Origin of the sequence: Ciceribacter ferrooxidans (genome assembly GCF_004137355.1) — a bacterium.
Taxonomy (GTDB): domain Bacteria; phylum Pseudomonadota; class Alphaproteobacteria; order Rhizobiales; family Rhizobiaceae; genus Allorhizobium; species Allorhizobium ferrooxidans.
Genome location: NZ_SDVB01000238.1, coordinates 77,320 through 95,274, shown reverse-complemented (window position 1 = coordinate 95,274; position 17,955 = coordinate 77,320). Strand labels below are relative to the sequence as shown.

18 protein-coding genes are annotated in these 17,955 nt (G+C 64.9%); 8 read left to right on the top strand and 10 right to left on the bottom strand.

Annotation, left to right across the window (positions count from 1 at the left end; genetic code table 11):
• Positions 1-423: an arsenate reductase (glutaredoxin) gene (gene arsC, locus EUU22_RS11385; RefSeq protein ID WP_129332113.1), complete on the top strand. Its 423-nt coding sequence runs from the start codon at positions 1-3 to the stop codon at positions 421-423.
• Here arsC and EUU22_RS11380 read toward each other — a convergent pair.
• The gene (locus tag EUU22_RS11380) at positions 420-1,730 is read right to left on the bottom strand and encodes a capsular polysaccharide export protein, LipB/KpsS family (RefSeq protein ID WP_129332112.1); all 1,311 of its coding nucleotides are present in this window, start codon (positions 1,728-1,730) and stop codon (positions 420-422) included. The genes arsC and EUU22_RS11380 overlap by 4 nt on opposite strands.
• Positions 1,731-1,899: 169 nt before the next feature.
• On the opposite strand from EUU22_RS11380, the gene EUU22_RS11375 reads away from it, so the two are divergent.
• Complete coding sequence (locus EUU22_RS11375) at positions 1,900-2,478, top strand: transglycosylase SLT domain-containing protein (RefSeq protein WP_129332111.1); 579 nt, start codon at positions 1,900-1,902, stop codon at positions 2,476-2,478.
• 325 nt (positions 2,479-2,803) lie between these two features.
• Here the strand turns inward: EUU22_RS11375 and EUU22_RS11370 are convergent, their stop codons facing one another.
• Positions 2,804-3,790, bottom strand: a complete 987-nt coding sequence (locus EUU22_RS11370) for a Tim44 domain-containing protein (protein ID WP_129332825.1) — start codon at positions 3,788-3,790, stop codon at positions 2,804-2,806.
• 137 nt (positions 3,791-3,927) lie between these two features.
• Positions 3,928-4,533: a LysE family translocator gene (locus EUU22_RS11365; protein WP_129332110.1), complete on the bottom strand. Its 606-nt coding sequence runs from the start codon at positions 4,531-4,533 to the stop codon at positions 3,928-3,930.
• A 139-nt stretch (positions 4,534-4,672) separates the two neighbouring features.
• On the opposite strand from EUU22_RS11365, the gene EUU22_RS11360 reads away from it, so the two are divergent.
• Positions 4,673-5,605: an AraC family transcriptional regulator gene (locus EUU22_RS11360; protein WP_129332109.1), complete on the top strand. Its 933-nt coding sequence runs from the start codon at positions 4,673-4,675 to the stop codon at positions 5,603-5,605.
• A 61-nt stretch (positions 5,606-5,666) separates the two neighbouring features.
• Here EUU22_RS11360 and serA read toward each other — a convergent pair whose 3' ends face one another.
• From serA to EUU22_RS11325, 7 genes are all read right to left on the bottom strand, one after another.
• Positions 5,667-7,262, bottom strand: coding sequence for a phosphoglycerate dehydrogenase (gene serA / locus EUU22_RS11355; RefSeq protein ID WP_129332108.1), 1,596 nt, complete (start codon positions 7,260-7,262; stop codon positions 5,667-5,669).
• A gap of 78 nt (positions 7,263-7,340) precedes the next feature.
• A complete protein-coding gene (locus EUU22_RS11350) occupies positions 7,341-8,519 on the bottom strand; it encodes a phosphoserine transaminase (protein ID WP_129332107.1) in 1,179 nt (392 codons plus the stop codon).
• Between the two features lie 197 nt (positions 8,520-8,716).
• On the bottom strand, positions 8,717-9,514 hold the full coding sequence (locus EUU22_RS11345; RefSeq protein WP_129332106.1) for an outer membrane protein: 798 nt from the start codon (positions 9,512-9,514) through the stop codon (positions 8,717-8,719).
• Between the two features lie 224 nt (positions 9,515-9,738).
• Complete coding sequence (locus EUU22_RS11340; RefSeq protein WP_129332105.1) at positions 9,739-10,128, bottom strand: hypothetical protein; 390 nt, start codon at positions 10,126-10,128, stop codon at positions 9,739-9,741.
• A gap of 168 nt (positions 10,129-10,296) precedes the next feature.
• The gene (locus EUU22_RS11335; RefSeq protein ID WP_129332104.1) at positions 10,297-11,067 is read right to left on the bottom strand and encodes an outer membrane protein; all 771 of its coding nucleotides are present in this window, start codon (positions 11,065-11,067) and stop codon (positions 10,297-10,299) included.
• A gap of 246 nt (positions 11,068-11,313) precedes the next feature.
• A complete protein-coding gene (locus EUU22_RS11330) occupies positions 11,314-13,635 on the bottom strand; it encodes a methyl-accepting chemotaxis protein (protein WP_129332103.1) in 2,322 nt (773 codons plus the stop codon).
• A gap of 219 nt (positions 13,636-13,854) precedes the next feature.
• Positions 13,855-14,856 (bottom strand): LLM class flavin-dependent oxidoreductase, encoded by a 1,002-nt coding sequence (locus EUU22_RS11325; protein WP_129332102.1) that lies wholly within the window; start codon positions 14,854-14,856, stop codon positions 13,855-13,857.
• 173 nt (positions 14,857-15,029) lie between these two features.
• Between EUU22_RS11325 and ruvC the strand changes: the two genes are divergently transcribed.
• From ruvC to ruvB, 5 genes are read left to right on the top strand one after another with little or no spacing between them, the layout of a single operon-like run.
• Positions 15,030-15,542, top strand: coding sequence for a crossover junction endodeoxyribonuclease RuvC (gene ruvC, locus EUU22_RS11320; protein WP_129332101.1), 513 nt, complete (start codon positions 15,030-15,032; stop codon positions 15,540-15,542).
• 32 nt (positions 15,543-15,574) lie between these two features.
• Positions 15,575-16,192 (top strand): Holliday junction branch migration protein RuvA, encoded by a 618-nt coding sequence (ruvA, locus tag EUU22_RS11315; protein WP_129332100.1) that lies wholly within the window; start codon positions 15,575-15,577, stop codon positions 16,190-16,192.
• A 59-nt stretch (positions 16,193-16,251) separates the two neighbouring features.
• A complete protein-coding gene (locus EUU22_RS11310; RefSeq protein WP_129332099.1) occupies positions 16,252-16,587 on the top strand; it encodes an AbrB/MazE/SpoVT family DNA-binding domain-containing protein in 336 nt (111 codons plus the stop codon).
• Entirely contained in the window at positions 16,550-16,909 is a 360-nt protein-coding gene (locus EUU22_RS11305) for a type II toxin-antitoxin system VapC family toxin (protein ID WP_129332098.1), read from the top strand. Before EUU22_RS11310 ends, EUU22_RS11305 begins: the two co-directional genes overlap by 38 nt.
• Positions 16,906-17,946 carry a Holliday junction branch migration DNA helicase RuvB gene (ruvB, locus tag EUU22_RS11300; protein ID WP_129332097.1) on the top strand — a complete coding sequence of 347 codons (1,041 nt, stop codon included), beginning with the start codon at positions 16,906-16,908 and terminating at the stop codon, positions 17,944-17,946. The genes EUU22_RS11305 and ruvB overlap by 4 nt, the downstream gene beginning before the upstream one ends.
• The last annotated feature ends 9 nt before the right edge of the window (positions 17,947-17,955 follow it).

Here is a 17,955-nt window from a genome sequence, read left to right as displayed (position 1 = left end):
ATGAACGTGACCATCTACCACAACCCCGCCTGCGGCACCTCGCGCAACACGCTGGCGCTGATCCGCCACGCCGGCATCGAGCCGACGGTCGTTGAATACCTGAAGACTCCGCCCGGCCGGGAAGAGCTTGCCGCGATGATCCGCGACGCGGGGCTCTCCGTGCGCGAGGCGATCCGCGAGAAGGGCACGCCCTATGCCGAGCTCGGCCTCGACGACCCGGCGCTCACCGACGCGCAATTGCTGGACGCCATGCTCGCCCATCCGATCCTGATCAACCGGCCCTTCGTGGTGACGCCGCTCGGCACGCGGCTCTGCCGGCCCTCGGAAGCGGTGCTCGACATCCTGCCGGCAGACGCCTTCAAGGGCGCCTTCGCCAAGGAGGACGGCGAACAGGTTCTCGGCGAGAGCGGCGAGCGCCTCTAGGGCGCCCGGTCGAAGCCGTCCGCAAAGCGGTCGTCGTCGAAGGGATAGAGGAGCCGCCCGAGCCTGCGGAAACCGGGATCGGAAAGCTCCCGGAAGAAGCCGATCGGGTCGGACCTGTAGCTTGCCGCATCTTCGGCCGAGCCGAGGCGCGCGACGAGCGGTGCGACCAGCGGCGGCAGGAGATGCCGCCAGCCGAGCAAACCGTAGGGACCGGAAGGCCGCCAGGGTGCGGCGCGGCGGCGCGTGCCGACGAGCCGACGGCTTTCCGCCGGCACACCCTCCTCGCGCCACGCGACCATCTGTGCGAGGCACGCCTCGAAACTGCTTGCCGCACCCGTCAGCGGATCGAAATAGCGCGGATAGAGGAGATAGACGCCGGCAAACAGCGCCTCGAGGCTGAGCTTGCGGCCGCGGCGCGGATTGGCCTGCCGGTCGTCCGTGAGGCCCCAGCCCGCATAGAAGGGCGAACCGATCACCGTCACCGGCTTGCGGCGCAAGAGCGCCTCGAAGCCGGCGAGCGAGGTGATGGTGTAGACGTGGTCGGCAGCCTCCAGCACGTCCGGGAGCGGGACCGGATCGGTCAGGATCTCGCAGAGATGCGCGACCGCCTTCGGATCGGACTGCGCCTTGCGCACGCCTTTCAGCACGTCGGGATGCGGCTTGTAGACGATGCGGGCGCCGGGATTTTCCTGAGCCGCCAGCCGCACGAGATCGTTGTTGCGGAAGAGCCGGTCGCAGCCGAAGCGGATCGAGGCGTCGTCCTCCACCTGCCCGACCACCAGCACGCTGCGGCGTCCGTCACCTGTTGCCGGTGCGGTCCGCGCGGCCTGTGGCGCGTTGTACTTGCTGACCCGGCTCTCGAGCAGCGCGGCGATCCCGGCGCTCGCCCGCGACAGAAGCGCCGGATCGGCCTCGAAATCATGGGTCTTCAGGAGGTTCTCGAGGTCGGACGGGCCGCGGGCGTCGAAATAGGGGCGCCTGCCGTCGACCGTCAGCGAGAAGGGCGCGCTCTGCCCGGCGCTCGACTGCAGCGAGCGCAGGAAGCCGTCCTCGACGAAGTGGACCGGAATGTCGTGCGCCGCTGCGTAGGCGCGCGCCGCCTCCGGCAGGTTCGGCCCCCAGACCACGAAGGCGGTCTTTCCGAGCGCGGCGATCCGCGGCGCCCAGACGGTGCGGAACTCGTCGTCACCGAGGTGAAAGGGGATGTAGTGGAAGCGCCATTCCGGAAAATAGGCCTCCAGCAGCCGCCTTTTCCACTGGTGGATATGGAAGGCGACGACCGGCAGGGGCGTCGGCCGGGTGCTCATTGAATGTTCCTTGCTCGCTGGCCACGGACAACCTGAAACTGCCTTTACCCTGTCTTCACGCGATCCGCCAGTTCCGGCCGCGAAGCAGCACGACGACGCAAAACGCCGATCGGAAAACCTTTCGTTAAATTTTACCTAATAGGATTGCCAGTCGAAGTGAGGATTAGCGATGCGTGGCGTAATTGTCGTTGGCCTTCTGCTGGCATTGACCGCTTGTGCGAAACCGCCGAGCCAGACCCGAAATGCCTGCGCGATATTCGAGCAGCGTGACGGGCTGTTCAACAATTGGCGACGGGCGGCAAAGGGTGCCGAACGGGAATACGGCGTGCCCGTGCCGATCCTGATGGCGACGATCTACACGGAATCGAATTTCAAGCACAATGCGCGCCCGCCGCGCACCAAGCTCCTCGGTTTCATTCCGTGGAAACGCAAATCGACGGCCTACGGCTATTCGCAGGCGCTCGACGGCACCTGGGAGCGCTATCAGCGCGAGACCGGACGCTGGTCGGCACGGCGCACCGATTTCTCCGACGCGATGTCCTTCATCGCCTGGTATCACCGCGAAAGCGCGATGAAGAACGGCATCCCGCTCAACGATCCCTACCAGCTCTACCTCGCCTACCATTCCGGCCATGCCGGCTACGCCAAGGGCAGCTGGAGGAACAACAGCGAGGCGCTCTCCGGCGCCAAGCGCTTCACCGAGATCACCTATACTTACGCCCGCCAGCTGCAGAGCTGCCCGGATTGAGAAGGACGGCGCGGGGTGGACAGGGCCACCTCCTCCGCCTTTGGTCGGTACAGCCCCTCATTCGCCGTCATCCCGGACTTGATCCGGGATCCCGACGGCGAGCGTCGGCGAGCCGAAAGAACTCATTCTTATAAGAGCGAAGACGTCTTTCCGCGCGATGGACATCGCGCGACTGGATGCCGGGTCGAGCCCGGCATGACGGGAACCTCGTTCGCATGCGACAGGCCACCAATGTCCTTCCTGCCGCATTTGATCTGGTCTGGATGAGCGATGTCCGTTCCTCTTCTCCCCGGCGGGGAGAAGAGGCAATCCCGGACCGGCAGCCCTACTCGGCCTCGCCCGTCGCCTGGATGGCGGAAATCTGCCAGTCGGTTCCGGGCCGGCGGACGAAGGTCCATATCTCGGTCGATTCGGAGAGATTGTCCGGGTCGCCGCTCACCACCTTGCCGGTGGCGCGGTCGCGCAGGACGTCGATGCTCTCGTAGCGCATGGCGACGGTCGCATAGTCGACATTGCCCTCGCGCCAGGCTTCGGCGACATCACCCTGCAGCAGGCGGACGTCGCGCACCTCGTTCTTCACGCCCTTGGTGGCGTTCTCGCTCAGCTCCTCGGCGAGATAGGACATCGCTTCCGGCGTGGTGATGCGGCGGAGCGCGGAATAGTCCTCGGCCATGTAGGCTGTCTGCATTTCCTTGAGCAGGCCGTCGAAGCGGTCGAGGTCCGCCTGGCTGATGCCGATCTCGTCGGCGGAGGCGGACGGTGCGCGCGGCGCGGCGGATGCCGGCGAGCCGCCGAAATCGACGCCGCCCATGCGCGGGATATGAAAGCCGGGGCCGCTCGCGACATTGCTGCGGGCCGAGGAACCGGCGCCGGAATAGGCCGTCTCGCGATTACCGAACATGCGCATCGCGAAGCGGATGGCAAAGAAGATCAGCGCGCCCTGCAGCAGAAGGCCGAGGAAGCCGAAACCACCGCCCATGCCGTGGCCGAGGAGCATGCCGAACAGGCCGCCCATCAGGAGGCCGCCCATCAGGCCGCCGGCGAGACCGCCGAACAGGCCACCGGTGCGTCCCGTCGGGTTCGGGGCGGTCGCGGGGCGGGTGGCCTGGCTCTGCGGCGTCATGCTGCGTTCGATCGGGGAAGCCGGCGCGGGTGCTGTCCGGGTGACGGGCGGGGCGCTGTAGGTACGGGTGCCGCGGCTGCCGAACCCGCCGAAGCTTCCGGCGCGTCGCGCCTCCGCGAGATCGGCCACGCTGACGACGACCGCAAGCGCGATCGCCAGTATCCCGAAGAATTTTCCGTATTGCCGCATCATGCCTTCCTGCATTTCCTCCGCCGCCGGAATGGCGACCGATACGCCTACCATATGGAGAGGGTGGCGAGCGAGTTGAAGGGCAAAACGCCGAAATCAACCGGAAAGTCGTGGCCCGCGACGGATCAGCCCCTTGGTCAGGCCCGGAGCAGCACCGGAAGCATGGAGGCGACGAGCAGCACGGCCATCGCGCCGTTGAACCAGACGATGCGCCTGCCCTCCCCGATGGCACGCCGCAGCGCCTGCCCGAAGAGCGACCAGACGCCGATCGAGGGCACGTTCACCACCGCGAAGACCAAGATCAGCAGCATCAGGCTGGCGAGATAGCGGGACGGATCGGTGTAGGAGGCCGTGACGATCAGGGCCACCGCCCAGGCCTTCGGATTGACGAGCTGGAAGAGCGCCGCCTCGATGAAGCCGATCGGCCGGGCCATCGAGGGGTCGCCGGCGGTGCCGGCCGCGCCGCTGCGGGCGATCTTCACGGCGAGCCAGAGGACATAGACGGCGCAGAGGATCTTGAGCGCGAGGTAGACGGCCGGCGACATCGCCAGCACTTCGCCGAGCCCGAGGCCGACGAGCAGGACCATGGACAGGAAGCCGCAGGTCACGCCGAAGAGCAGCGGCAGGGAACGGACGAAACCGAAATTCATGCCGGAGGCGAGCAGCATGACGTTCGACGGCCCCGGAGAGATCGACATGACCAGGGCGAAGCCGGCAAGGGCGAAGAGATTTCCGGAGAACATGGGGACCTCCAGGGTGGTCTGTTTGAGGGCACAATGCGATCGGTGACTCCGATCACGCTCGGATGTTGACATCGGAGAGGTGGGAGCGCAGCCTCGGATCATCCCGTGTTTTTATCCAAACGTCCCGAGATCGACCGACATGAATAAGAACGACCTGCTTACAGGGATATTTTCGGCGCTGCGGCTCGAAACCCGGCTCTACTTCGAGGCGGCGTTTCCGAAGGCGTTTTCGGTCGGCCTGCCGAAGGAGCGGCAGCATATCCGCTTTCACGTGGTGCTCGACGGCGAGGCCTGGATCCGCGTCGGAGACGAGGAACCGCAGAGGCTCGTCGAAGGCGACCTGGCGATCGTGCCGCACGGAAACGTGCAGATCGTCTCCGATCTGCCGACCCGGCCGCCCACGGATCTTGCCGAGGTGCTCGCGAAGCATCCGCCGGAAGACGGGGTACTGAGCGCCGGCGGCAATCCGGCGACACGCCTGCTCTGCGGCTTCTGCGCCTTCGACGAGGCGATCCCCCATCCGCTGATTGCCGGACTGCCGGCGCTTCTGGTCGTCCGCCCGGCCGAGTTGCGGGACGAAGCGGCCGCCGCCGCGGCACTCCGGCTACTGACGATGGAGGCGACGGGCCGGAAACAGGGGATGCCGGCGATCGTCACGCGGCTCGTCGAGATCATCCTGATCCAGACGATCCGCCGGCTTTCCATGGACGAGGAGGCGCGCACCGGCTTTGTCGCCGCGCTCGCCGACCGGCGGCTCTCGCGCGCCCTCTACGCCATGCACGACGCACCGGAGCGCGACTGGACGGTCGATCTGCTGTCGAAAGTCGCCGGCATGTCCCGCAGCCGGTTCGCCGCGGAATTCGCCGCCGATGTCGGCCTGCCGCCCATCGAGTATCTCACCGCCTGGCGGCTGGCGAAGGCAAGGGCGCTGCTCGCCCGTTCCGCGCTCGATGTCACCGACATCGCCGAGCGCTGCGGCTACCGCTCGCTGCCCTCCTTCTCCCTGCGCTTCAAGGCGGCCTTCGGCGTCTCGCCCGCGCGCTTCCGCCGGGAAAGCCGCGGGCAGGCATGAAAAAGCCCGGCGCGGACGATAATCGCGCCGGGCTTCGGTCATTTCCCTGGGAGGAGGAAAATCAGTCGACGTTGAAGATCAGCGGCTTCGCCTGCTTGATCGCGTGGTGGGCAGTCAGCTTGTCGAGGACATCCTGCCTGACCGGCTCGTCAACATAGAGAAGCGCGATCGCATCCCCGCCTTCCTTCTCGCGGCCGAGCTGGAAATTGGCGATGTTGACCCCGGCATCGCCGAGCGTCGTGCCCATGAAGCCGATCATGCCGGGAACGTCGGTATTGGCGATGTAGATCATGTGCGCGCCGACATCGGCATCCATGTTGATGCCCTTGATCTGGATGAAGCGCGGCTTGCCGTCGGAGAACACCGTGCCGGCGACCGAACGGGTCTGGCGCTCGGTGACGACGGTGAGCTTGATGTAGCCGTCGTAGACGCCGGTCTTGTCGCGCTTGACCTCGGAGAGCACGATGCCCTTCTCCTTGATCATGATCGGAGCCGAGACCATGTTGACGTCCGAGACCTGGTTGCGGATGAGGCCGGCGAGCAGCGCGCTCGTCAGCGCCTTGGTGTTCATCGTCGCGGTGACACCGTCGTAGAGGATCTCGATTTCCTTGATCGGGCTTTCGGTGACCTGGCCTGCAAACGAGCCGAGCACGTCGGCCAACCGGATGAACGGTTTCAGGATCGGCGCCTCTTCCGCCGTGATCGACGGCATGTTGATGGCGTTGGAGACCGCGCCCTTGATCAGGTAGTCGGACATTTGTTCGGCAACCTGGAGCGCGACGTTCTCCTGCGCTTCCGTTGTCGAAGCGCCGAGATGCGGCGTGCAGACGACGTTCGGCAGGCCGAACAGCGGGCTTTCCGTCGCGGGCTCAACCTCGAAGACGTCGAAGCCGGCGCCGGCGACATGGCCGGACTTGATCGCTTCGGCAAGCGCCGCCTCGTCGACCAGGCCGCCGCGGGCGCAGTTGATGATTCGCACGCCGGGCTTCGTCTTGGCGATCGCTTCCTTGCCCAGGATGCCACGGGTCTTGTCGGTCATCGGCACGTGCAGGGTGATGAAGTCGGCGTGGGCGAGCAGGTCGTCGAGCTCGACCTTGGTCACGCCCATCTCCTCGGCGCGCTCCTTCGACAGGAAGGGGTCATAGGCCAGCACATGCATGCCGAGCCCGATCGCCTTCTTGCAGACGATGCCGCCGATATTGCCGGCGCCGATGACGCCGAGCGTCTTGCCGGTGATCTCGACACCCATGAACTTCGACTTCTCCCACTTGCCGGCCTGGGTCGAGGCATCGGCGGCGGGGATCTGGCGGGCGACGGCGAACATCAGCGCGATCGCGTGTTCGGCGGTGGTGATCGAGTTGCCGAACGGGGTGTTCATGACGATGATACCGCGGCGCGAGGCGGCCGGGATGTCGACATTGTCGACGCCGATGCCGGCGCGGCCGATGACCTTGAGATTGGTCGCGGCGGCGATCAGCTTTTCCGTCGCCTTGGTGGCGGAGCGGATGGCGAGACCATCATAGTTGCCGATGATTTCGGCGAGCTTTTCCTTGTCCTTGCCGAGCTTCGGCTGGAAATCGACTTCGACGCCGCGATCGCGGAAGATCTGGACGGCGGTTTCCGACAGTTCGTCGGATACGAGAACGCGAGGTGCCATGACGAGGCCTCCTTCAAAGAGTTCGTGTGTCAGAATTCGGGAAAGAGGGCTTCGCCCGCGGGCGAAGCCGGATCGGTGTCAGGCCGCAGCCTTGGAAAGCGTCGCCTTCTGCGTCTGATAGGCCCAGGCGAGCCAAGGCATCAGCGCTTCCATGTCGGCCGTCTCGATGGTGGCACCGGCCCAGATGCGAAGTCCGGACGGCGCGTCGCGATAGGCGCCGATGTCGTAGGCAACGTCTTGCTTGTCGAGCAGGTTGACGATGCCCTTGGCGAAGGCGGCCTGCGCGTCGGCGTCGAGCGCCAGAACGTCCTTGTCGACGATCGTCAGGCAGACGGAGGTGTTGGAGGCCGTCGCCGGGTCCCTGGCGAGGTTGGCGATCCAGTCATTCGCCGCGACGAAGTCGGCGATCACCTTCGCATTCGCGTCGGCGCGGGCCATCAGGCCTTCGAGGCCACCGATCGACTTGGCCCAGAGGAGCGCGTCGATATAGTCCTCGACGCAGAGCATCGACGGCGTGTTGATGGTCTCGCCGGTGAAAATGCCCTCGATCAGCTTGCCGCCCTTGGTCATGCGGAAGATCTTCGGCAGCGGCCAGGCCGGCGTATAGCTTTCGAGACGCGCGACGGCGCGCGGCGAGAGGATGAGCATGCCGTGGCCGCCCTCCCCGCCCAGCACCTTCTGCCAGGAGAAGGTGACAACGTCGAGCTTGGCGAAGTCAAGGTTCTGCGCGAACGCCGCCGAAGTGGCGTCGCAGATCGTCAGGCCCTTGCGGTCCGCCGGGATGAAGTCGGCGTTCGGGACGCGGACGCCCGAGGTGGTGCCGTTCCAGGTGAAGACCACGTCGCGGTCGAAATCGACGGCGGAAAGGTCGGGAAGCTCGCCGTAGGCCGCTTCGAACTTGCGGACGTCCTGAAGCTTCAGTTGCTTGACCACGTCGGTGACCCAGCCGGCGCCGAAGCTTTCCCAGGCGAGCATGTCGACGCCGCGCTCGCCGAGCAGCGACCAGAGCGCCATCTCGACGGCGCCGGTGTCGGAGGCGGGCACGATGCCGATGCGGTAGTCCGCCGGCACGTTCAGGATTTCGCGGGTGAGGTCGATGGCCTGCTTCAGCTTGGTCTTGCCGACCTTGGCGCGGTGCGAACGACCGAGCGGAGCATCAGCGAGCGCTTCGAGCGACCAACCGGGGCGCTTCGAGCAGGGGCCAGAAGAAAAGTGAGTGTTCGCCGGACGCGCGGCGGGGGCGACGATATCAGCCATATAGATACCCTTCCAGGTAATTAGCCTCTCGTTGGGGAGAGGTGTCCCGCCGTCGTCGTTAGTCCTCCGCCCTTTTCCAGTCAAGCGCTTTGTGTCGCGATCCGGAAAATTTTTGCCGCAACCGTTGCAGTCAAAACGTCGCACGTCGCCGGCACGTGGTCCGGCAAACTCTCGTGGTACGATGAAAAAACCTCTGTCTACCAGAGGCTCACGCGCACGCCGGCGCGGAATTCGTGACGCCTGAGGCCGGCATCCTCGCTCGAGCCGCCGCCGGAGAACATGGCTCCACCGGCGATGTCGGAAAAGCGATAGCCGATATCGAGCTTCACGCGGTCGCTGACGCTGTAGCTGATGCCCGCCATCAGGGCATAGGTGAACCGCCAGCCGTCCTCGCCGGCGTAGCGCGCGTCGGCGAAGGTCGCGCCGCCGCAAGCGCCGCTGCCGTCGACGCAGCTCGGGCTCGCGGTGAAGGTTCCCCAGGCGACATGGGTCGCGCCGATGCCGGCGCCGACGTAGGGGGTGAAGCCGGAGACGTTCAGGATATCGACATAGCCGTTCGCCATGAAGCCGTAGGCGCGGAAATCCGCACTGCCGTCATAGGAGCAACCGGTGCCGGCGGGCGCCGCACCCGAACAGGGCTGCGCGGTGCGTCCGGAGCCTTCGAAGGTTCCCTCGAAGAACTCGCCCGTCAGGTCGGCGCGGAAGAGGTCGTTGAACTGATAGCCGATGCCGGCGCCGCCGGAGAGCGGCTTGCCGAATCGCGAATCATCGAAGTCGCCCGAATTGACGCCATCATTGAAGCGGTAGGACGCATCGTCGTCGCCGGTCCAGGGGGAATAGCCGAGATCGGCGCGCAGATAGAGCCCGGCCTTCGGCTCGCCTGCGGTGATATCGACTTCCGGTGCATCGATGAGGTCCTTGTCTTCGGCGCGCGCCGAACCGGCGACGGCGGTAAAGGCAAGTGCGGTGATTGCGAAAAGACGGGCCGGCTTCATGGCATTTTTCCTGTTCGGGCAAGCGCGCGCCGCCCGGACCAACGATCATCAGCCCGCACTATGCCGGCGACTGGTTAACCCGCCGTTAAGCATGTCGGTTAAGCATGTTCGTTAAGGAATGGGCCTCCCTGAACGCGGAAAGGCCGCCCGAAGGCGGCCTCGTCCCGTCGACGCTCCCGGCTTCGAAGCGAGGAGGCAATGCCGGAAGCGTTCCGGGCAGGCGATCAATCGTCGTTGTCGTTGCCGCCGTCGTGATCGTTTCCGCCGTCGTGATCGTTGCCACCGTCATGGCCGGCGCCGTGATCGCTGTCGTTGCCGTTGTCATGGCCGGCACCATGGTCGTTGTCGTCGCGACCGTTATCATCGCGGCCGTTGTCGTCGCCGCGGCCGTTGTCATCATTTCCGTTGTCGTCATTGCCGTAGCGTTCGCGATTGCGGTCGGTGTCGCCCATGCCGTTGTCGTCGCTCGAACGGTTGCTGTCGGCGGAGGCAGTCTCGTGGCCGAGGCACTGGGCGACGGTGGAGCAACCTTCGCTCGCCATGGCGGGAGCGGCAAGCAACGAGGAAGTGGAAGCGGCGAGAAGGGCGGCGAATACTGCGGTGTAGGTCTTCATTGGTTTGTCCTCCGTGTTGAAGATGGGATTATGAATACTCAACACTGGCTGACGGATGCCTGACCGGCACCTGACGGGAAGCTGACAGCGGCAAGAAAAACGCCCCGCAACGAAAAAAGCCGCCGGATCTCTCCGGCGGCCTTCGGCATGCGTTCACCCGACGCGCGGCTATTGCAGCGAATAGCGGAAGCCGAGCTTGATGTCGTGGGACGTGATGTCCTTGAAGTGCATCGGCTCGTTGGTCACCGAGCCGTCATAGGCCTTGAGATCGCCTGTCTTGGCATCCCCGAGGTTCATGTAGGAATAGCCGAGGTCGAGGGTCATGCGGTCCGTGACCTGATAGGCGAGGCCCGCATGGAGCGCCCAGGCGAAGTTCCAGGTCGAGGCCGTGTCGCCGTAAGAGACGCCCGCCGTCGGAACGTTGACGTCCTTGAAGTGGGAGATCGTGTTCCGCGACGCGCCGATACCGGCGCCGACATAGGGCGTGATGCCGTACCAGTGGCCGACGTCGACATAGGCGTTCGCCATCAAGAGCCATTCCGACTTGGTGCCCGAATAGTCGTTGGTGCCGTCCCAGACGGTGCCCGCCGCGCCGGTGTGGCCGTAGCGGTCGAGCGCGGAGAAGCTCGCGTCGCCGCGATATTCGACGAAGGCGTCTGCGCGCAGCCAGTCGTTGAACTGGTAGCCGACGCCGATGCCGGCGAGCGGCGCGCTGTCGAAGCCGCCCTCATCAAGGAATTCGTGGATCTCGACGTCGTCGAAGAGCGTGTGTTCGAGGCTGCCGAGCTGCTGGTTGCTCATGCCGAGGTGACCACGCAGGTAGAAGCCGCCGAAGGCCGGCGCCACCGGTTGCGGATCAGGCTCGACGTAAAGGTCGGCAGCGAACGCCGACGTACTTGCAAGAAGCATTGCTGCAAATGCGATGGGCAATCTGGTCATCTGTCGTTACTCCGCGCACCTTTTTTCGGCCGTGGGGTTGGCGCCGTGTGCTTGTTCGACAGAAAGATCGCAAATCGGAGTTAACACGGCATTAAGCGTACTCGTTAACTCTAGTACTTAACCATATTTTTTGAGGGTCTTTACTGTAACCGGTACTTTCAGGTGTAGCGGTCGCCACTATCGGCAAAGAAAATGCCGGCCCGTGGGCCGGCACTATAGTATGCGTCAGCGAGGATCGCGGTGCGATCAGCCGGCGCGGCGCATCGCGTCGTGGCCGTACCGGTCGTCTCCCGCACGCCCGGACTGGGCGAGCTGGAACTGACCGAGCCGCTGGTCCATCTCGACCGCTTCGGAAGCGAGACGGTGGATGGCGGCGGTCGTTTCCTCGACCATCGCCGCATTCTGCTGGGTCATGATGTCGATCTGGCCGACGGAGCTGTTGATCTCGACCAGCGTCTGCGCTTCCTCGCGGGTCGATTCCATGATCTCGCCGATCTGTCCGTTGATCGCCACGACATGCGCGCCGATGCCCTGGAGCGCAGAGCCGGCCCTTTCCACCAGCGAGACGCCGTTCGCCACCTCGCTCGTCGACTTCGCAAGGAGGCTCGCGATCTCCTTCGCGGCCGCTGCCGAACGCTGGGCGAGCTCGCGCACTTCCTGGGCGACGACGGCAAAACCCTTGCCGCTTTCGCCGGCACGCGCCGCCTCGACACCTGCGTTGAGCGCGAGAAGATTGGTCTGGAAGGCGATCTCGTCGATCACGCCGATGATCCGGTTGATCTGCTGCGAGGACGTCTGGATCGCCTCCATCGCGGCGATCGTGTCACGCATGATGTGCCCGGAATGCTCGGTGTCGTTCTTGGCGTTGCGGGCCAGCCGCTCGGCGTCCTCGGCGCGGGCGATCTGCGTCTTCACCGCGTCGGTGATCGCCTTGATCGCGCTTGCGGTTTCGGTAATGGCGGCCGCCTGACGCTCCGTGCGCGCTGCAAGCTGGTCGGCGCCGGCACGCATTTCCTCCGAGCCCTCGCGGACGGCGACGGAGTTTCCGCCGATACCCGAGAGCGTCTGGCTCAGCGTGGAGAGCGCCTTGTTGAAGTTGTGCCGCAGGCCTTCGAGATCCTGCGGGAAGACCTGGGTGATCTGGAAGGCGAGATCGCCGCCGGCGAGCCGGTCGAGACCCTCGTCCAGCGCCTCGACGACCGCCTGCAGCGTGCGTGCCTCGGCTTCGCGCTCGGCGAAGCGCTGGCGGCGCTCGGCTTCCGACTTTTCGCGGTTTTCCTCGTTTGCGGCTTCCAGGCGATGCTGTTCGATGAGCGCCGTGCGGAAACGTTCCAGCGCGCGCGCCATGGTTCCGATCTCGTCCTTGCGGTCCTGGTTGCCGACCACGTCGTCGAGCTTGCCGTTCGCAACGTCGCCGGTGACGGTCGCAAGCTTTGCGAGCGGCGCGAAGAGGCGGCGGGTGAGGACGCCGGTCGCAACCGCCATGACGGCGAGCGCGGCAACGGCGATCGCCGTCAGGATGCCGGCGATCTCGAGGGAGCCGGCATTGAGTTCGGAAAGACCGATGCTTTCGACGACGAGGAAGCCGTGTTCGCCGAACTCGATCGGTCGCGCATAGGCGCGGGCGGCGTCGCCGTCACGGTCGAAATCGTTGATCACCGTGTCGGTCGCGGCCATCGCATCGGCGCTGAAGCCGAAGGGCGCGGCAGAGATGTCGGCGAGGTGGCCGTCCGGCGAAAGCGCAATGCCGGTTCCGTCGGTGGAAAGGATCGCCGAACGCTCGCCGCTCTCGGTGGTGATCCCCTTGGAGAGGATGCCGGCGACGGCGCTTTCCTTGAGCTGGAACAGGATCGTGCCCTTGAAGGCGCCGAACTTCACGACCGGCACCGCGAAATAGATGTCGGGCGAGGACGGATCGCTGCCGACGACGAGGCCGGAGAAGCGCGTCGGGGCTGCATCCTCCGTCGCCCCGGCGGCGGCTTCCGCGCTGGCGGCAAAGGCACGGCCGATACCGGACGCCTGGAATTCGCCGGCCGTCACGTTCTCGGCGAAGGTGCGGTCCTTCTTGTAAGAATAGACGATATTGCCGGTCTGGTCGGCGATCAGCAGGTCACGGAACTGCGTGTCGGCGAGGAAGCCGGCGACCTCGGCCTGGGTTTTCTCGTGCGCTCCGTAGTAGAAGCCGCTCGGGCCCTCGGGCTTCACGAGTTTCTCGCGCTCGTTGGCCGGATTGGGATTCTTGTCGACGAAGACCGAACGCAGTTCCGCGCGGGCATCGCCCGAATTCTTCACGATAGTGTTCCAGCCGCTCTTCAGCGAGGTCACTGACTGCTGCAGGCTCTCGATCTTGGCGATCGAGGTCGCCTGATTCTCCATCTGCGTGAGCTGTTCCTTCAGCATGTCGCCGCGGAAGGTGAGCGTGCTCTCCATCGCGTGGTAGGTCTGGCGGCCAAAGATGCTGCTCGATGTGTAATAGGCGAGAACGTTGAGCACGCCGACCGACGCCGCGGTGAGCAGAAGAAAAATGCCAATGACTTTCGAGGACAGTGAATTGAACCGGTAATGCATTACTCTATCCAGCCTTCCCGCATTGCGCCTTTGCGACGCATTTCCCCTTGAGACGGCTCGTCGGCTCGCGGGGGAGCGCGGCACCAGACGGACCGTGATACTCTACCCTTGGGAAGCTTTGCTTAAATGCCGGTTAATTTGGCGGGCAACATCTCACAAAAGCGCTGAAAAGCCGATGAAAATACCTTCGGCAGCGACAAATCACGCGTTCCGCCGACCTCAGCGCGCAGGTTTCATTACCCCTGAGAAGGTACTGAAAATCTCGATCGACCGCAGCCGGGCCTCGACGTCATGGACGGGCGTCGAAATGATGAGCTCGTCGGCACCGGTCTCCTGGAGGAAACGGGAGAGCTTCTCTTCCGCGGTCGAGGCCGCGCCGACCACCGCATAGCGCAGCGTATGCTCGACGCCCATCCGCTCCGCATCCGACCAGAGCCCGTCCATCGTTTCGACCGGGCGCGGGAACGGCCGGCGGACATTGCGCCTCAGATTGATGAACTGCTGTTGCGCCGAGGTGAAGAGGCGCTGCGCCTCGGCATCTGTCCCTGCCGCGACCGCCATGGCGCCGACCATGACATAGGGCTTCTGCAACTGTTCCGACGGTTCGAAGCGCTCGCGGTAGATCGCGATCGCCTCCATCAACTGGTCCGGCGCGAAATGCGAGGCGAAGGCGTAAGGCAGGCCGAGTGCCGCGGCGAGGTGGGCGCTGTAGAGGCTCGACCCGAGAAGCCAGAGCGGGACGTTGCTGTTGTTGCCGGGGACCGCGATCACGGCCTGCTCCTCCTGCCTCGGGCCGAGCAGCCGCTGCAGGTCGATGATGTCACGCGGAAAGCTGTCGGCGGAGGCTTCGAGGTTGCGGCGCAGGGCGCGCGCGGTGCGCATGTCGGTACCCGGAGCCCGTCCGAGCCCGAGGTCCACACGGCCGGGAAAGAGCGCCTCCAGTGTGCCGAACTGCTCGGCGATCACGAGCGGCGAGTGATTGGGCAGCATGACGCCGCCCGAGCCGATGCGGATGCGCGAGGTGGCTGCACCGACATGGGCGATGACGATCGAGGTGGCGGCGCTGGCGATCCCCGGCATGCCGTGGTGCTCGGCGAGCCAGAAGCGGTTGTAGCCGCAGGCCTCGGCCTTCTGCGCCATTCGTCGTGACGCGTCCAGCGCCTCGCCGACGGTGTGTCCCTCGGCGATCGGTGAAAGGTCGAGGATCGAAAAAGGTATCATCGGCAGCCCCTGCGTCTCGTTCTCTCGTGGTCGGAAAACTCTATTTAGAAAGGCGGATGGCGATTGCCACCCCGAAGCCGGCGCGGCGGCGATCACGATCCCTTGTTGTTGAATGTTTTTGTTTTGTTCACATTTTGCTGGCAAACCCTCCGGGAGACGGAATAGGGTGAGCCATGCAAAGTGCGATTCGCATCATCGGTATCGATCCGGGCCTCAGGCGCACCGGCTGGGGTGTCATCGAGACGCTCGGCAACAGCCTGCGTTTCGTCGCCTCCGGTACCGTGACCTCGGACGGAGACATGGATCTCGCCTCGCGCCTCTGCCAGCTGCATGACGGGCTTGCCGAGATCGTCCATTCCTACAGGCCGGACGAGGCGGCCGTCGAACAGACATTCGTGAACAAGGACGCGGTTGCGACGCTGAAGCTCGGCCAGGCGCGCGGCGTCGCCATGCTGGTTCCGGCCCGCGCCGGCCTGCCGGTGTCCGAGTATGCACCCAACGCGGTGAAGAAATCGGTGATCGGCGTCGGCCACGGAGAGAAGCAGCAGATCCACATGATGCTGAAGATCCTGATGCCGAAGGCCGAGTTCAAGGGCAACGACGCCGCCGACGCGCTAGCGATCGCCATCTGCCACGCCCACAATCGCGGCGGCGAGCGGATGCGCAGGGTTCTCGCCACCGGCTGACAATTCGCACCCACCACCCGACGGAACACTTCATGATCGGCAAGCTCAAAGGCACCATCGAGGAAATCGGCAGCGACTACGCGCTGATCGACGTCCACGGCGTCTGCTACATCGCCCACTGCTCCTCGCGCACGCTCTCGAAGCTCGGCTCCGCCGGCGAGGCGGCCGTGCTCTTCATCGAGACCTATGTCCGGGAGGACCAGTTGAAGCTCTTCGGCTTCCTGACGGCGCTGGAACGGGAATGGTTCAACCTGCTGCAGAGCGTGCAGGGCGTGGGCACCAAGGTCGCGCTCGCGGTGCTTTCGACGCTCACCCCGTCCGAACTCGCCAACGCGATCGCGCTACAGGACAAGACGTCGATCTCGCGGGCGCCGGGTGTCGGGCCGAAGGTCGCGGTGCGCATCGTCACCGAACTGAAGAACAAGGCGCCCGCCTTCGCCGGCGAGGCGGCGGGAACGATCGGCTTGAAGCAGGAGCTCGGCGAAGGCGTCGCCCCTGCCCCGGTCTCCGACGCCGTCTCGGCGCTCACCAATCTCGGCTATTCGCGCGAACAGGCTGCCAACGCCGTGGCGGCGGCCCTCAAGACCGCCGGCGAAGGCGCCGACAGCGCCAAGCTCATCCGGCTGGGGCTGAAGGAGCTCTCGCGGTGACATCCTTGCCCGCAACAAAATTCCTTACTATTATACAAAAGTAAGGACAGGAGACGGTAATGGGCTACGGAGCAAAACTGACGTCGAAGGGACAAACGACCATTCCCATCGAGATCAGGAAGTTCCTTGATTTGACCCCCGGCGATCGCATCGATTTCGTGATCGAGAACGGGGAAGTCAAGTTGAAGGCAAAAACCAGGAGCATCATGGAGTTCGCCGGAATTCTGGGGGTTCCCGCGACCGGCGCCGGCATGACAATCGACGAGATCGATGACGCGATTGCTCAGTCCTTAGCCGACGACGATCGGAGAATTGTGCGTGATTGGAATAGACACCAACGTGCTTCTAAGATTTCTGATGGCGGACGATCCGGCACAACACGCAAGAGCGGTTGATTTCTTTCGGGGCCGATCGGCAGAAAGCCCCGCTTATGTTTCAGTCCTGGTTTTCGTCGAGACATGCTGGGTCATGAACAAGAGCTATCGCATCGACAATCGGAAGATCGCCCTCTTGTTTCAGGGACTGCTGGAGAGCCGTGAAATCGTTTTTGAAGATCCTGACTTCGTGGCCGGCGTATTCACGGCGGATCGATTGGAGAAGTTCGATATCGCCGACCATGTGATCGCAGCGCTGGCAAAGAAAGCAGGCTGTTTGAAGACCGTCACCTTTGACCAACAAGCCGCCCGCTATATACCCGGCATGGAACTCCTCGCATGAGCACACCGAACCCCATCCTCTCCCCGGACAAGCGCGGCGAGGACATCGACGCCACGCTGCGCCCGCAATCGCTCGACGAGTTCACCGGCCAGGCCGAGGCGCGGGCGAACCTGAAGATCTTCATCGACGCGGCGAAGGGACGCGGCGAGGCGCTCGACCACGTGCTGTTCGTCGGCCCGCCCGGCCTCGGCAAGACGACGCTCGCCCAGATCATGGCGAAGGAGCTCGGCGTCAATTTCCGCTCGACCTCCGGTCCGGTCATCGCCAAGGCGGGTGACCTGGCCGCTCTTCTGACCAACCTCGAAGAGCGCGACGTTCTCTTCATCGACGAAATCCATCGGTTGAACCCGGCGGTCGAGGAAATCCTCTATCCGGCGATGGAGGATTTCCAACTCGACCTCATCATCGGCGAAGGCCCGGCCGCCCGCTCGGTCAAGATCGACCTCTCGAAGTTCACCCTCGTCGCCGCGACCACCCGTCTCGGCCTGCTGACGACGCCGCTGCGCGACCGCTTCGGCATTCCGGTGCGGCTCTCCTTCTACACGGTCGAGGAACTCGAAAGCATCGTCCGGCGGGGCGCACGGCTGATGGGACTCGGCATGACCGACGAAGGCGCGCGCGAGATCGCAAGGCGCGCCCGCGGCACGCCGCGCATCGCCGGCCGGCTGCTCCGCCGCGTGCGCGACTTTGCCGAAGTCGCCCGCGCCGAGGCCGTGACGCGGGAGATCGCCGACGAGGCGCTGACGCGCCTCCTGGTCGACAATATGGGCCTCGACCAGCTCGACAAACGCTATCTCAACATGATCGCGGTCAATTTCGGCGGCGGCCCTGTCGGCATCGAGACGATCGCCGCAGGCCTCTCGGAACCGCGCGACGCGATCGAGGACATCATCGAGCCCTACATGATCCAGCAGGGCTTCATCCAGCGCACGCCGCGCGGGCGGGTGCTCACGGCGACCGCGTGGAAACACCTCGGCCTGCAGCCGCCGAAGGACCTCGAGGCCGCGCAGTTCCGGCTGACGCTGGAGGATGAATAGTCCGATCAC